The organism is Nostoc sp. NMS9, assembly GCF_017114995.1.
Classification (GTDB): Bacteria; Cyanobacteriota; Cyanobacteriia; order Cyanobacteriales; family Nostocaceae; genus Nostoc.
Genome location: NZ_JABXKL010000104.1, coordinates 15,436 through 31,877, shown reverse-complemented (window position 1 = coordinate 31,877; position 16,442 = coordinate 15,436). Strand labels below are relative to the sequence as shown.

General features: G+C 43.9%; 12 protein-coding genes. 4 read left to right on the top strand and 8 right to left on the bottom strand.

From position 1 onward, the window contains the following. From HWQ40_RS34355 to HWQ40_RS34345, 3 genes are all read left to right on the top strand, one after another. Positions 1–331: transposase family protein (locus HWQ40_RS34355; protein ID WP_292786864.1), on the top strand; the 331-nt coding region annotated here is incomplete at its 5' end. Then, positions 223–585, top strand: coding sequence for an ISAs1 family transposase (locus HWQ40_RS34350; protein WP_292786869.1), 363 nt, complete (start codon positions 223–225; stop codon positions 583–585). The genes HWQ40_RS34355 and HWQ40_RS34350, both read left to right, overlap by 109 nt. 31 nt (positions 586–616) lie before the next feature. Next, positions 617–778: a hypothetical protein gene (locus HWQ40_RS34345; RefSeq protein WP_292786861.1), complete on the top strand. Its 162-nt coding sequence runs from the start codon at positions 617–619 to the stop codon at positions 776–778. A 136-nt stretch (positions 779–914) separates the two neighbouring features. Here the strand turns inward: HWQ40_RS34345 and HWQ40_RS34340 are convergent, their stop codons facing one another. From HWQ40_RS34340 to HWQ40_RS34315, 6 genes are all read right to left on the bottom strand, one after another. Then, positions 915–3,176, bottom strand: coding sequence for an adenylate/guanylate cyclase domain-containing protein (locus HWQ40_RS34340; RefSeq protein WP_292786858.1), 2,262 nt, complete (start codon positions 3,174–3,176; stop codon positions 915–917). A 15-nt stretch (positions 3,177–3,191) separates the two neighbouring features. Further along, positions 3,192–3,926: a DUF928 domain-containing protein gene (locus HWQ40_RS34335; protein ID WP_292786856.1), complete on the bottom strand. Its 735-nt coding sequence runs from the start codon at positions 3,924–3,926 to the stop codon at positions 3,192–3,194. 82 nt (positions 3,927–4,008) lie between these two features. Beyond that, positions 4,009–8,967, bottom strand: coding sequence for a CHAT domain-containing protein (locus HWQ40_RS34330; protein WP_292786853.1), 4,959 nt, complete (start codon positions 8,965–8,967; stop codon positions 4,009–4,011). 141 nt (positions 8,968–9,108) lie between these two features. Then, positions 9,109–10,713, bottom strand: coding sequence for a ShlB/FhaC/HecB family hemolysin secretion/activation protein (locus HWQ40_RS34325; RefSeq protein ID WP_292786851.1), 1,605 nt, complete (start codon positions 10,711–10,713; stop codon positions 9,109–9,111). A gap of 91 nt (positions 10,714–10,804) precedes the next feature. After that, positions 10,805–11,239, bottom strand: a complete 435-nt coding sequence (locus HWQ40_RS34320) for an ATP-binding protein (RefSeq protein WP_292786849.1) — start codon at positions 11,237–11,239, stop codon at positions 10,805–10,807. Positions 11,240–11,278: 39 nt separating this feature from the next. Next, a complete protein-coding gene (locus HWQ40_RS34315; RefSeq protein ID WP_292786847.1) occupies positions 11,279–11,617 on the bottom strand; it encodes an STAS domain-containing protein in 339 nt (112 codons plus the stop codon). A 313-nt stretch (positions 11,618–11,930) separates the two neighbouring features. Between HWQ40_RS34315 and HWQ40_RS34310 the strand changes: the two genes are divergently transcribed. Beyond that, complete coding sequence (locus HWQ40_RS34310) at positions 11,931–13,424, top strand: PP2C family protein-serine/threonine phosphatase (protein WP_292786845.1); 1,494 nt, start codon at positions 11,931–11,933, stop codon at positions 13,422–13,424. Positions 13,425–13,533: 109 nt separating this feature from the next. Here the strand turns inward: HWQ40_RS34310 and glgX are convergent, their stop codons facing one another. Together glgX and HWQ40_RS34300 are read right to left on the bottom strand one after the other, a co-directional pair. Continuing rightward, positions 13,534–15,681 carry a glycogen debranching protein GlgX gene (gene glgX, locus HWQ40_RS34305; protein WP_292786843.1) on the bottom strand — a complete coding sequence of 716 codons (2,148 nt, stop codon included), beginning with the start codon at positions 15,679–15,681 and terminating at the stop codon, positions 13,534–13,536. 343 nt (positions 15,682–16,024) lie between these two features. After that, positions 16,025–16,438 carry an anti-sigma factor antagonist gene (locus tag HWQ40_RS34300; protein ID WP_292786840.1) on the bottom strand — a complete coding sequence of 138 codons (414 nt, stop codon included), beginning with the start codon at positions 16,436–16,438 and terminating at the stop codon, positions 16,025–16,027. Positions 16,439–16,442 lie beyond the last annotated feature (4 nt).

Here is a 16,442-nt window from a genome sequence, read left to right as displayed (position 1 = left end):
CTATTTAATTACACTTGATTATAACCCATCAGAATTAATGGGACAGACCACTAGTAAGTTTCAAGAATACTTCACAGAAGTAAAAGACCCAAGAGCAGAAAGGACAAGATGGCATTTACTTACTGATATCATCACCATTTCTATTTTGGCAGTAATCGCCGGCGCTCAAGGTTGGGAAGATATTGAGGAATATGGATTAAATAAAAAAGAATGGTTGGAGACATTTTTAAAACTACCATTCGCCCCAGCCCCGATACTTTTAGAAGGGTCTTTGAGAGAATTAATCCAAAAGACTTTGAGCAATGTTTTCGAGTGTGGGTGCAATCGTTAGTTGAGAATTTAGGAGTAGAAGTAGTCGCTATAGACGGCAAAGCTCTTAAAGGCTCGTATGAGCGAAAAGATCAGCTAAAAGCTTTACACATGGTCAGTGCTTGGTCAAAAGAACACCGTTTGGTCTTGGGACAAACGAAGGTGAGTGCCAAATCGAATGAAATTACAGCAATTCCAGCACTATTAGAAATGCTGGACTTATCTGGCTGCATCATTACTATTGATGCTTTTGCGTTCACAGAAATCGATTGCTAAAAAAATTATAGAAAATGATTCTGATTATATTTTGAGTCTCAAAGATAATCATCCCACGCTACACCAACAAGTGAAGAATTGGTTTGAAACAGCACAATATCTTGGGTTTAAAGGTGTTGATGTGAATATTAGCCAACGGGTAGAAAAAGGACATCACAGAATCGAAAATCGGAAAGTTTACACTGTACCTTGATCACTAATCAAGAGCATATTTGATTGAAAATTATCAGTTCCAACAGTGAAAGCAGAGCCAGAACCTAAAAAGATTAGCTGCATCGTTTGATTTTGGATTTGAATTTTGGATTGTATAAAAGTTGCCTGCTACGTCTCTACTTATTTGAGGCTGCAACCGATTGGTAGAGATAGTTAAGTTGTGCTTCCACAACTAGTGTTTTGGATGTGAAGTGGATGAAAAAACTTTTGTCGCCTGCTGGTTTTGCCAGAACCTTAGCATAAATATCTTCACTGACTTCTGTGCGATCGCTTGGTATTAATAAGTTGAGCTTGATGTTGCCCAGCGGAGATGGTATGCATGGTTCTGCAACATTGTCAGCATGGATTTCGGCTTCCTTAGCTGAAAGTTTGACTAAACTTCCCTTAAATAATGTGTCAACAATATGTTTTCCTTCCAGAATCCGATATTGAATCGGCATGGCTTCGGGCAGGGGTAACAATACATCTTCTTCTTCTTGAGGGAGAAAGAGATTGTATTCCCCACCGATCCCCTTGACATCATAGATAGTGATCAGTTGTTGTACTCCTTTTGTGAGAACTGACTTTTGATCGTTGATTTTCACAATTGATAACCCTGCCTCTTTTAAAGTCGATTCGGAAATAAAAATCTGACCGCCGACTGTATAAGATTCGATCCGGTAAGTGAGGTTCACCTGGCTGCCAACGACACCATATTTAGTACGTTTCTCTGAACCAATATTCCCTACCACCACCTCTCCAGTATTGATGCCGATGCCCATTTCTAATGGAGGCAAGCCCCATTGCTTCATTCTTTCGTTGACTTTGGCCATTACTAACTGCATAGCAACTGCACAAGCGACAGCCCTTTTGGCATCGTCTTCTCTGGCTGTAGGAGCGCCAAAAAGAACCAAAATCCCATCACCCATGAACTCATCAATTGTTCCTTGATATTGGGCGATCGCATCTGCTACGCTTTCAAGATAGAAGTTGAGGATTTTAACCACCTCTTCAGCAGGTAATTGTTCTGATGTAGTTGTAAATCCTCGCAAATCGGAAGTCAACATGGTGATTTTCCGCCGTTCGCCGCCCATTTTCAAGCCTTCGGGGCTTTCCAGCAAATTGGCTACAACTTCATTAGTTAGATAACGTCCAAAAGTCTTGCGAATACTTCCGGCGCTGCGGGCGATGTAAGCTGTGATGACTGCTATAGATCCTCCAAGTGCCAAGAAGGGCGGCACAACAGGGAGCCACCAACCCCACAAAAAAGCCGCATAGGTGCTACCCAGCAAAGCACCACCTGCTAAAAACAGACTAGCCGACTTGTGGAATGAGAGGAATTCCACCCCACCTGTATATCGTAATTTCCAACTCAGGGTAGCCCCGATACTAGACCAGAACATAATCCACAGCCACTCTACTGGCTCCGACCAACTTTTGAATAGTGGGCGAGCTTTGAGGGCAGCACTGATAATCTGGCTGGTAATATTAGCATGAATTTCTAGCCCAGCCATAGGTTCTGAGAGAGTCAGCAGTCCGCTACTATAGGGGGTAAAGTATAAATCCTTAAAACTTTCGCCCACCATCCCAATCAAGATAATGCGATCGCGCCCCCAATTTGACGCAACTCGGTTTTGTAGAATATCCGTCATCGAAACGGTCTCAAAGTATGTGCTTGACCCCCGATAGTCTATCAATAACTGGTAGCCACGGGCATCAGCTCGCACATAGCCACCATCATTAGCTTCAAAGGGGGCAAATACCGTCTTACCCAACTGCCAATTTTTCGTTCCCTCAATTGTTTTTGGAGCAATACCTTCGGCATCCAGGTAATGCAAAGCCAAAAGAAAGCTAAAGCTGAAGACATTTGCCCGATCTCGATCTGCCACATAAATAAAGCCGCGTCGCACCTTATTATCCCCATCAATCAGTAGGTCATTTCCCCCTACTTGCCCCTTGGCTTTGAGTACGGGAGATGGGGCAACCGTCTCGCGCCCTATGTCACCAACTACTTTTTGGATGCCAATCAAATTGGGAGTAGATGCAAACACTCGAACCAATTCTTGATGACCCGGTTCTACTGGTAAATCACGATAAATATCTAGACCGATGGCTCTCGGCTGCATAGCTTTCAACTTCTTCAGCAAGCGCGCTAATACAGCATCCGAAATAATTGACTCATCGAGGTTATGTAAGTCTGTTTCGTTAATACCTACAAGCACAATTCGGTTATCAGGGCCATTTTGGGGACGCCAACGCATATATTGATCGAAAGCTGCCCACTCCCAGGATTGCAATAAACCAGCCCAGCGTAGTATGACTATCAATCCTGCCACGCTAGGAGTAGTAATCCACACACTGCGCCCTTTCCAGAGTAGCCGTTTTAACTTTAGCCACATATAACTGTACCGAGGTTAACGATCGCTTGTGCAGCAGTCCAGAAAAGGTTCTTTGGCGATCGCCCCTAGACCGACTGATTTTAAAAGTTCTTCCCATTCGGCTGGCTTTTCGTGGCGCAATTGAGCAACAGTATTCATCGTTTCCTGCCAAATTTTAGACTCTGCATAAATTTTTGCTCGTTCTAGAGGTGCTGCCTGATCTAGCCGACTCTTCAGGAATGAACTTAGTTGGGTGCGCTGGAGTAATCCATTGACAAACTTATCCTGCGCTCGGTCTTGAAAATCGCAAATTATCGCGAAGTTCCATCGATAATATTTTCCTATTTGCAGCGAAAAATTTGCCGGGAGTTTGAGTTGAATAACGCCAGGACTACTAGGCAGTTTAAATGTCGTCAGGTAAACCTGATTTCCTTTCTCATCTGTTAGAGAAAATTCTCCTGACTGGGCAGTATTTTTGGGAACATACCAATACAAAGTCGGATTAGCTGCAACCGTTTTCCCCAAATTATTTTGTGATGGCATCAAAGGCGTTAGCGGTATGTTGCCATCGATACAAGAAGAGCCGCGCGTTCCTCCCCCTGAAGTTTGAGAGGGCGCTCCTCGGTCATCCACAGGTGGGAATTTGAGACTGACTTTCCACTCCAAGTCTGATACTGAGCGCCGTGGCGGCAAGCTAGCAAAAGTGACAATGGTTGGAGAGAGTGTACTAACAAGGACCGCTAGAAACTGAAAAGATTTTGGTAAATTCATGATCCGCGTAAGGACTTTAATTGAACGTAAATCTTTGAAGCAGCAAATCGTCTTTTTATGTACATTTGAAAAATACGCTCCTTTACCAGGGATTGCCGACGAGCGTGAAACCACTCCAATAGTAGGGATGAGTAAAGTCTTTGTTTTCTATCTGTTCTAACTGCGCTGGTAAAAGGAAACTCCTACTCCCTGTTACCAACCGACCCTTCTCTAGTCGCACCTGACCCTTGAGCATTGCTACCTGCGCTTGCCGCAGAGCTTCGGCTTTGATAGGAGTTTGTTTCAATTTCTCGTAGAAACTTGTCATCAGTCCCATCGTGCCTTCATCGTCGACAGACCATAGACTACCTAGAGCTGATTTCACTCCCGCTAACACTGCCAAGCCTGCAAATCCCAACTCCGCTTCTGGGTTGCCTAGTGCTGTGCGGCAGGCACTCAAAACCAATAGTTCCACTGGAGGCTGACTTAACTTCAACTGCCGCATTTGATTAAGTTGTAACTTATTGTACCAAAACTCAACGTAGGATTTATTAAGATTGCCAGCTTGGAAGTTGGCATGGGTGGATAAATGGATAATGCCAAATATCTGGGAGGCGCGGGCTTGTTTGAGCTTGTCCACGGTAAAATTTTCGTTGAGGTAAGATTTACCAGACCACAACTGACCAACGATCGCAGACAACTCTATTGGTACTGCTGGTAAGGGTCTTTGATCGGGGAATTGATCGGCTCCCATTGCTAAGACTTGCTGATTTCTCACGTCCACGTAGCGAGTATCAGTAAGTGATAGGCTGGGCATGAGACCAACACTGTATCTTTCCACAATAAACCCTTGCCCGTCGTGTAAGGCAGCAATCGGCACGGAGCGTAAACCCGCGTCCATCAAAAAGGTAAGATTCGTGATTTTTTGAGCTTGTAAATCCTTTTCCAAAGGCTCAACGAGCCACTGGTAAAGCTTTTGAGCCGAAGCCAGGTAGGGTGGGGAGCGTTTAATATTAGTGATAGCTCCTTGGAATTGTTGAGCTACTTTGAGGACTTGCTCTTGCGTCGCTCCCTCCACCCGCCGTCTGATTGCTGTTCCAGAAGAAGTAACCATCACCAGTTCGAGCTGGTAGTTAGCCTGAGCTTGTTGGTTAATAAGTTGTAATTGTTGTCGGCGCTGCTCCAAATCTTGAGAATTAAATTGCCAGATAGGTTCCCGTTGCTTGGTAGTCTGCTCTTTTTGAGATTTGGAGTCGTCTTGCTCGGTTTTCGGTGTAAATGAGGCATAGATCAGGGCAGGTTTAATGCCAGTGGCTTCTTCAATCTGGCGCAGTATAGCCTGGGCTTCTTTTAGGGTTTTGACACGGACGTTGTCGATGCCCAGATGGTTCTCAAACGTCTTGCTGAACACTTCTTCCAGTTGTGGCACATTGGTGTCAGTTAGCACATTGGTACCAGTTGCTTGTGTAGAGACGAAGGTTGGTTCTAGTCGCTGGCTAACAGGGAAGGGATTGATGAGATTGACGGGATTAAGATTAATAAGTGGAGTTGGAGTTGGAGTTGGAAGGGGGATAATGGAGATTTTGCCGCCGACGATCGCACCAGCTGTACCATTTATCGAGGCATTGCCGATCGCAAAGGGATTTAAGCTGCCTCCTCCATGCCGGATCGTAATGTCTCCCCCACCGTTACCGTCAAGGGTGGAAATGCTAGCTAGAGCGCTGTTGCTGTCGGTGAAGGTATCTGTGCCTCGGAAAAATTTTCCAGTGCTAATGTCTACGTTACCACCTCTATTGTTTCTGCCAGCTTGGGCGTTAATATGGGTAACTTGAATGTCACTGCTCGACTCAAGGGTGACATTGCCACCGTTGCCGAGACTACCGCTGGAATCAATTGCGGCAGTGGTAATATTGGTGGCAGCTTTGATGGAGATGGAACCGCCGTTAACTCCTGAACTGTTAAGGTTGCCCGTAAAGACGTTACTACGGGTGCTTTCTAAGGCGATCGCTGCCCCATTGCCAGTTGTAGAGATAGTGTTGAGAGTTCCCGCACTGGTATTGATATTGCCGCTGGTGCTGGTTATTCTAATCTCCCGACCTTGATTTACGATATCGCCAGTAGTAATATCTTGGTTGGCTTGCAGGTTAAGGGTGGCATTGTCAGCTCCAGTCAGTTTAAATCTGCTGGTGTCGATCGAGCCTGAGGCAAGGGGCGATCGCAAAGTTATCGGGTCATTAAAAGTCACATCACCAGCTAGGGTAATGGCACCACTGCTGTTATTCCCTCCGATAAATATTTGAGAAAAGCCATTTTGCCAAGTGTTCAATTTACTGGCATTTAAATTTAAACGGTCATCATTAATGCTACCGCCGATGGTGATGCCTAAGCTAGACGTACGAGGCTGCAACTGAAAGAGACCAGTACCTTTGATTTGGGTGGTGCCAAGCAAGTTAATTTCATCAGCAGTAAGGCTGACAGTTCCACTACCTGTTCCAGTGGGGTTAATCGAACTGTTGTTAATGCTAATTCCTTCTGTATTGTTAGTAGCACTAGTGCCTTCTAAGGTTATATTTCCTGTTTCGGTCGATTCCACCTCGGCGTTTTTAAGTAAAACGCCGAAGTTGCCACTTCCCGTCCCATTACCACCAGTACCGATGAGGCTGATACTTCCATTCACTGAAGTGACTCTGGAGTTGGGACTGATATATATCCCCTCACTAATATTAGTCCCGACTCCAGCAATCCCCTCTAGAGTAACTGTCCCCGTCTTAGTCGCGGCGAAGACGCTACTGTTTACTTCAATGCCGTCGTTGTCATTACCTCCGCTCGCGTTACTAGTGCCTTTGAATGTAATCCTGCCAGTCCCAGTCGAGCGCACCACGCTATTGTTAAGCTGAATGCCGTTGTTGTTCTTTCCATTGCCGTTGCCGATGCCAGTTAGGCTGATATCTCCATCTACTGCTATGATGCTGCTATTATTCAGCCAAATGCCTTTGCGCTCGCTGGCATCAGCGTCGTTTCCCTCGCCTCGAATCGAAATATTGCCAGTACCGGAATTGAGAGTAACTCCATTAAGGCTAACTCCTATGGGATTTGCTGCTGTTCCTTCGGCTGGATCGTTTAAGGGGTTCCTACTACCGCCCAAAACTATATTGCCTCCCTTAGAATCGATCAGAGCGCCGCTATTGAGCGCGATCGCTCCTCCATTTATACCGTCTCGATCTGCATCGAGGCTGACATCCAACTTCCCTGCACCATGGGCTGTCACCTTTGCATTTGAGTTGATGAAAATACTGTTATTAGCTTCTAGTGTTAGAGCTGCATTGGCAGCACCCGTTGTGCCAATATCGGCATTAATGTTGATATTGCGATCGGCAGCTAATTTCAGGAAAGAACCGCTACTCCATGAGATCGGATCGCTAACTGTAATATCCCCTTTACCAGCCAAACCTGATGTTGTCGAAACAGTAACATTACTTAAAGCTAGTTGATTTTGTAGCGTTGTTGTATTGAGATTGGAGGGAGTTGTGGTGGTGTCAGCAAATATACCACTATTGGAGATGATACTCCCCGTATCAATTGCGGTGCTGATGGTGATATCAGTTGGATCGAGCAGGAGCGTGCCTAGTTCACCCGTAGGTGATCGCAAATCAACCGAGCCTTGAAATAAGAGCGATTCCTTGCCAGACACTTCTACTAACCCGCCATTGCCAGAGTTAAGCCCTCCTTTGGCGCTGATGTTACCCAAGAAGTGAGTTGTATCATTTGACCAAATAATTGCTTGACCGCCATCACCATTTAATAGTGCGTTAGCATTAATGAGCGAATCACTGCTGACAAATGTCTGCAAAGCATTCGGCAGAGTTCCTTGTCCTTTGTAGTCTCCCCCAATCCGCACCGTACCGCCGCCATTCGTGCCAGAGGCGTTGATGTTAGCACCAATCAATCCGACGCGAGCGCCCAAGATGTTGACTGCACCACCTGTCTGCATAACTCCTGTATTGGAAACATCTAAGGTTCCAGAGGCGATCGCAGTTCCTGCGGCAGTGGGGATAGTTGTACTAGATCTTGTTAACTGCACTGTGCCAGCATCTAAGTTAGGTCTCACACCCAGATTTAGTCCCTTAGCCCCTTGCGTTAACAGCGTTGGCAAATCTTGAGGGTTTATTGCTATCTGTTGGTCTTTTGTCTTTCTTGGCAGTTCTAGTTCTAAACTCAGCAGGTTTCCTGCTTGAGAGATGCGGATACGGTTTGTCCCTGGCACTGCTGCAATAGTAATATTTCCGTCAGGTGCGCTCAATGTTCCCGTATTGATGATACTCCCACCTACTAAAGTAAGATTGTGTCCTTCTGAAACTGACAAACTACCGGCATTGATAATACTCCCAGGATTAGCTAAGTCAAAGGCAAACCCAGAGGGATTGCCAATTAAATTTGAATAATCATTTTTACCCACCGCATTAAACCAAAAGCGATCGTCAAAGCCGATTCCTGTAGCAGTAGTTACCGTAAAGTCAGCTGGAACATTAATCTGGGCATTCGGCCCAAAAATGACTCCAGCTGGATTCATGATGAATAAGTTGGAATTTCCTCCAGTTACCTGAATCAAACCATTGATTATTGAAGGATCTCCTCCGACAACTCGTGTGAGAATATTGTGAATTTTGGGATTCGATAGAAAATTGGCAATCTGCTCCCGATTCAGTCCAAATTTCTCCAGGCTGTGAAATAGGTTCGCTTCATCACTAGAAAGCTTACCCCCTTGGATGTCGATGCGATTTCCCTCTTGAGTCACAACCGTCCCTGTGCCATCATTAGCTGGAACGATGGATTGTCCTAGTACGGGTTTAACAGCAATGTCCCTTAACCAGAAGCATAGGGTAAGCACGGCCAGCAACAGAGGACTCTGACTTTTAAACACCAGTTGCTTGTGCTGGCAAAGACGCTGCGCAAACAAGTGAGCAATTGCCGACGCTCGATGACTCGCTACTGCTTCGCTAACGCCAACACACTGCCTCGCCAACGCACTGTCTCCTTTTGACTTTTGATTTTTTCGGTTCATTGCCAATTCCCCAAGCCTAAAGTTGATAATTCACTTGGAAATAAAAGCCATCATCTTGAGCGTTATTGCCACGATCCTCTAAGTCGATTAAGGGATACCCGTAATCCAAGCGTACATTGAACTTCTCAATCAGTTCCCAAATTAATCCAAAACGACACCAACTAAGAAAGTTTGGGAGGGTAACCGCTGGGGATTGTTAGCAGAATTCCAGACTTTTCCTATGTCTAGAAAAGGAGCAATTTGCAGTCTGGAGCTTCCTTGCTGATCCCGCGATACCGTAATTCTATCTTCTATGGAAAAGCGGAATCCATTATCACCAGAACGGACATTTTGGCGATAGCCTCGTACTGATTGTCCACCACCAATAATAAATAAATAGTAAGGTAATAAGGAGTCCGGTGTTAATTGTAAATCTCCTTGAATAATTAATAAATTATCCTCATCGAGCTGTTGTACGCTTTGAACTTGATTGAACCAACTGAAGAAAAGACCATCAGGACTAGAGTCTGATTTGATAGTTGGATTGAATAAGCCAGTGCCAAAATTAAATTGCGATCGCAATAACAAAAATCCCCTTGGATCTCGACTAATATAGTCTGGACCAAAGTAGATCGTGCTGGTACGACTATTCCCAAACAGTTCGGCTCGATTCAATCCAAAGGTCTGCCCATCCTGAAGTCGAAAACCCAACGACAAACTAAACTCTTTTCGCAGGGTTCGTGTTAAAGGCTGGCGATAATTAATCTCATAAACCTGCTGGTCTCCCGTAATATCAAATTGCTCCAAGGAGGACTGAGTAATTTTTGTCTTATTTAGGGTAGCTCTCAATTGTAGCGTACCCTCCGTTGAGTTAAGAGGAACTTGATAAAGCGCATCTAGCAGATTAACTCCTCCTGTAGTTGAAAGGTAATAAGTCGCTGAAAATTTATCTCCTAGTCCAGTGACGTTACCATAGCTAAGTCCAATTCCCAATCGTTCAGATCCCAGGCTAGGAGGAGAATAGTTATCTATATTAAAATTACTTGTAAACGACTTTGCTTCTTGAATACTAACGGTGAGACTACTCAGTCCGAGCTTTCCTGAATCTTTCAAACTAGCCTTTACATTTTTTAAAAGCGGATTGCTATTGAGTAATCTGAGTTGCTCTTCGATTTTAATAATATTGAGCGGATTACTGACAGCAAGTTGTATCCGGCTACAAACATACGACAAGTTTAACCGCTCTCTGCCAGCAACTTTAATATCTGCTAAACAACCCTCGCTCACAGGAATTTCCGCAACTCCTTCATTTGTAATTATTAGAGGTTCTGGGGGGAAGATTGCCTCTGAAGTAATATAGCCTTCAGTTAAGTAAAGCTGAGTAATAGCTTTGACAATTTCCCTATAAATTGCTCTAAATTGCTCATCAGAAAGATGTTGCCGTTCAATCGGCTGAATTAACTGTTTAATAGTGTCATTATTGATAATCTGTTCGCGTTTAAAAACAGTACTTCCTCTTAACTTAATAAAGACTGGTTGGTTGTTAACTTGGAGCGTAACAAGGGGAATGGTTTCAGTCTCTGTTGCTAAAGGCTTAGGTTGATAGGGACAATTTTCTAGAGAAGCCTCTTTTTCATGGCGATTAGAGTCTGAAATTCGTCCTACTTCAGCTATGTTTATTGTTTTAGTTATTTCAGGTTCAATTACAGCAGAACTGGCTATAGCTCTCAAGTTACTCTCTATTATAATAAGAATCAAACTTATCATTAGCAAATTCTGCTGTAATCCCATTTGCTTGAATTACTACTCCACAAAATATCTTTGTTTTTAATTTTTATTTTTATTTGCCTAAGTCCCGCTAATGGTCTGATTGAGTGCGATACATAACGAAAATGTTGCGATTTTTTTCGCCAATACGTTCATAGAAAAACTTATCGACTTCATGAAGTGCAAGATATATGCCTAGACCACCAATTGGCCGCTCCTCTAGGGGCAGTTTTAACTCATCTTCTTCTGAAAGCTGAGTCTGGGTTGGATTGTAGGCTATACCTGTATCCTCAATAGAAATTGTCAAAGCTTGCTTGTCAATATCTGCTTGCAAGTACAAAACCCCCTCGTAACCCGCTTGAGGATAGCCATACATAATAATGTTAGTGGCTATTTCGTCTACTGCTAGGCGGCAGCGGTAGGCAGCTTTTTTGTCTAACCCAGCTGCTGTGGTGGCTGTGATTACATATTCTGTGATCGCCGAAAGTGAATCCAAAGTTGCGGGTACTGTTAAAGATGGTTGCATATCAACTACCTTGTAGCCAACTAATTAATATGCACCCCTCTAAACGTTTTCTAGTTCTGCAATATCATCCTGATCAAGCAAAATAACACTTCGATCAAATCCAGTTTTTTTCAAGGTACTTGTCACACTTTCTTGAGCGCCAACGACGTAAATATCAGTATTTGCACCCATTTTTTGCTTGGCGAATATTAGCACTCGCAACCCAGCGCTAGACATATATTCTAAATCCTGCAAGAGTAAAACAAGGCGTTTTACTCCTTGAGATGCAGCTTTGTCCACTTCTGTTTTAAAAATTGGTGCAGTTAGGGCATCCAGTTCGCCAGACAACTTAATTGTGGCGATATCATTATTTGTTTCCAGAGTAGCATTGAAGGTCATAATCTTTTTCCTTAAGTAGATTGATTTGATAACCTTATAGATAAACTTACTTGTGATATCAGTTTAATTGCTTGTTAATTTCCTAAAACAGATTAGTCTCTTGAAAGAATATAACACTTGCTTTGGCATGGATTTTTGCAACACAACTGTATTTCAGACAATACCAAAATTTCACTTTTAACTCAAAAATTGTTTATAAATCGTCAAATATTAAAGGTAGAACTTTTATATTAAAATATCCTAAGTAGTCACTCAGTGAAGAATTGCCCTGTTGAGTCTTACCCCTATTATTAAAGTAACAGGTCTATATTTTATGATCCAAAAATCTTATGAAGAGAACGGTATAGCAGGAAAACATCAACAGCTAATTGAGGAACTGGAGGCACTCCGGCAAGAGGTAGCTGAATTGAAAACAGAAAAAGCTGCTTTCCAAGCTCAAAAGAAGCTGCTGGAGTATTCGGTGGCGACAATTATCCGCGCTTCACCTGAAGAAGAGATGTTGAAAGCTACTTTAAAAGACACATTAGATGTTTGTAGTCAGCTTACTGGTGCCCAGAAAGGCAGTCTGTTTTTACTTGATCGCCAGGGTGTTGTCACCGATAGCATCCTGACGCAAAGGGAGGCAGCACAAGCAGAGCGCGATCGCCTGATTGGTTCTGTTTTAGCACAGGGGCTTGCTGGTTGGGTATACAGACAGCATCAGATAGGATTAATTGTAGACACTGAGACTGACGATCGCTGGTTGCAGTTGCCCAATCAGCCTTACACTGTGCGTTCAGCATTAGCTGTTCCAATTCTCAGGAATGAACAGTTGTTAGGCATTCTTACTTTGCTACACCAAGAACCGGGGCATTTTAGCCCGGAAATTGCCCATTTAATGCAGATAACTGCCGATCAAATCGCCATAGTTTTGGAAAATGCCCAACTCTATTGTAAAAGTGAAGCCTATTCTAAAGCGCTTAACTACGAATTAGAAAAAGGGCGGCAAATTCAGAGAGATTTTCTGCCTAACGAAATCCCACAGCTACCTAATTTGGAGATTGCCACATTTTTCTCTCCTGCCCGTCAAGTAGCTGGCGACTTTTACGACGTTTTCCTCCTACCTGGTGACTACTTGGGGCTAGTCATTGCTGATGTTGCCGACAAGGGTGTAGGTGCAGCGCTGTTCATGGCTTTGTTCCGCAGCTTAATCCGTATTTTTTCCGGACAAATTAGTTTGGGCGGACTGTCTATTATTGCCAATGAAGCTGAGTTATCCATTTTGCTTGAGTCGGAGGTGACAACTAATTTATACCAAATTAACCCTCTGAAAGCCGTAGCACTTACGAATAACTACGTAGCGCATCAACATATGCAAATGAGCATGTTTGCCACACTGTTTTTTGGGGTGCTCGATCCGGAAACTGGCATTCTCACCTATATCAATGGTGGACACGAAACTCTGTTTATTGTCGGCGATACTGGCGTGAAAGCAAGCCTCAACGCTACCGGCCCAGCAGTCGGGATGATGCCTAATATGAAATTTAAAATTCAACAGGTGCAGTTGGAACCAGGTGATATCTTAATTGGCTATACCGATGGGGTGACTGAGGCACGCAGTCCCAGTGGTCAGTTCTTTACTGAAAAGCGACTACAATCGCTGCTAGACCAGTCTGCACTCTTGTCATCTGCCCTGCTAGAGCATATTAAAACTAATTTGTTCGCTCACATTAGCAACGCACCCCAGTATGATGACATTACAATACTGATTGTGCAGAGAAAGGCAGAAGACTACAATTTTATCCTTCATCCTTTCACTGCCCCTTAGCTCATCAGTGAGAATCGAGGTCACATTTTAGTCTCTTGAAAGAATATAACACTTGCTTGGGCATGGATTTTTGCAACACAACCACAAAACGCCCTACCTCTTCATGCTCTTATTTTGGCGAAGGTATTGGCAACACAACCGGTTTTCCTACTAATATGACCACCGATCGCCCTCCTATCAGCAATCCGTACTGATCTTCTAGTACTGGTTCTGTCCCAGGAGTCCAGCTTTCATCTGGTGGCGTGGCACCAGTGTTAACAAAAATATGCCACTGCCTTCCTGCAGGAAGTCTGGGAATTTCAAACCACTGACTTTCCCAATGCATATTCATCGCTACGTAAATGTAATCGTCACTTACCGTTCCCTCCTTAGCGTGTTCACCACAGAGCATAAAAGCGAGGATGCGACTAGAGTCAGACCAATCACCGTTCCATGCCTGAGTTCCATGCCAAGTAATATCGGCATAGCCACTCCCCATGTAATCCACATTACGAAAGTGAAATTTATTTCTCAACACTGGGTGAGCATTACGAAAAGCAATGCAGTGTTTAAAAAACTTAAACAAGTCTGGATGAGATTCCAATAATCTCCAATCCAGCCAGTTGAGCTCGTTATCGTGGCAATAAGTATTATTATTACCATGTTGTGTGCGTCCTACCTCATCACCCATGAGGATCATTGGCACTCCTTGGCTGACCATCAACATAGCCACAGCATTTTTTATCTGTCGTCGGCGCAAGGCGTTGATGTCTGGATTGTCAGTCTGTCCTTCCCAACCACAATTCCAGCTATCGTTATCATTAGTGCCATCGTTGTTATTTTCACCGTTGGCTTCATTGTGTTTCCCATCATAGGAAACCAAATCCATCAGCGTAAAACCATCATGGCAGGTGATGAAATTAATCGAAGCTGTCGGGCCACGACCAGCCCAAGCATAGAGATCCGGCGAACCTTGTAGGCGCTGTGCCATGTCTCCCACTAACCCAGGCTCACCTTTAAGGAATTTACGAATAGTGTCGCGGTACTTACCATTCCACTCTAACCAACGCCCAAATGCCGGAAAAGAGCCAACTTGGTAGAGACCGCCTGCATCCCAAGCTTCAGCAATTAGTTTGCAGTTAGCGAGAATTGGGTCAAAGGCAAGACTTTCTAACAGTGGTGGGTTCGAGAGTGGTGCGCCCCAAGGGTCACGTCCTAAAATCGTCGCCAAATCGAAGCGGAAGCCATCAATATGATACTCAGCAGCCCAATAGCGCAGACAGTCAAGTACCATCTGGCGAACGATGGGATTATTACAGTTAAGGGTGTTACCAGTGCCACTGAAGTTAAAGTAGTAGCCTTCTGGTGTCAACATATAATATGTTTGGTTGTCGACTCCGCGAAAAGAAATCGTCGGCCCGTACTCGTTGCCTTCCGCTGTGTGGTTAAAAACAACATCTAGAATGACTTCAATGCCGTTTTTATGCAGAGTTTTAATCAGCGTTTTGAGTTCATCAACTTGCATCCCATATTTCCCTGTAGCCGCATAACCAGCTTTCGGCGCAAAGAAGCCCACAGTACTGTAACCCCAGTAATTTAGCAGTAGTTCCCCTGTTTGAGGGTTGGGGCGACTGTTTTCAAATTCGTCGAATTCATAGATGGGCATCAACTCAACACAGTTAACGCCTAACTCTTTAAGATAGGGGATTTTGTCGCGGATGGCAGCAAATGTCCCTGGATGTTTCACGCCAGATGAGGGATGGCGGGTAAAGCTGCGGACGTGCATCTCATAGACAATTAAATCCTCAGTAGGGATTTTTAATGGGCATTCGCCTTCCCAGTCAAAATCATCAAATGCTAAACGCGATCGATGATGATATATATCATCCCAGTTAGGTTTTTCTCCCCAAATATCTCTACCACCGATGATTTTGGCATAAGGGTCTAAAAGAATTTTCCTTGAATCAAACCAGTGACCTGCTCTTGGGTTAAAAGGGCCTTCCATACGATAGCCGTATTCAATGTTTTCGTAATCTAGATCAAATACAATCATGCTGTAAACATTACCAATGCGAAAATTTTCAGGAAAGGGAATTTCCACGAACGGTTCGGGAGCGTGCTTTTTGAATAGCACTAAAGTACAGGATTTAGCATGGCGCGAATAGATAGAAAAATTCACACCTCCTGGTATCGACATAGCTCCGAAAGGAAACGGCCGCCCTGGACGTAGTTTGAAACCAGCATAATTATGGGTGGGATGAATATCGATTCTTTGCATTTTTTTGCTTCTTCAGAAATAGTATTTAGAAATAGGTCATAGAGACGCGATTAATCGCATCTGTACAAGAGTCAAAAATTAGAATCTGGTAAGGTGTGTTATGAACTTTAGTCCTAACGCACCGAAAATCTCTGATCTTAACTCTCTGCGCCTCTAGCTTGATAAAGCTTTGAGACGCTCGTTCGCCTTTGGCGTCTCCCTTTGGAAGAAGACTCGCTACCGCTACGCTAACGCCGGAAGCCGGCGCTCAAACTTTTCGGTGCATCTGTGCGTGAAAAAAATCATCCTGCAAATATGCAACGCCAAATTTTGAAAGGCGTAACGAGTAGTTTGAAAATAGTCCCTAAGCGGGAGTGACCTGAACTTTGACATTAAGAGTTTCTAGTGCTTGGTCAAGAGTATCAGCAGTTTTAAAAAAGTCGAGAAATCCTGTGATAGACATTGTGTCCCTGATATCTTCAGAAAGTCCTACCAAAATAATCTGTCCGCCTTGGGTAGATATTTGTCGGTAGAGTGTTAGTAACATTCTTAAGCCAGCACTGGACATATAAGGTACTTTGGACATTTCCAGGATTATTCTGATTCCTGCTTGAGCTAGTGGTATAATCTGCTCCTGTACTAGAGGTGCTGTATTGGTATCTACATCACCGACAACTGTTACTAAAGTTACTTGTGAAAGTTCATTTAAAGCGGTTAATTCTGGAATTGCAGTTGCTTCTATGAGTGTTACTGGCAGCAGTTCGATGTTAATTTTCATAGGC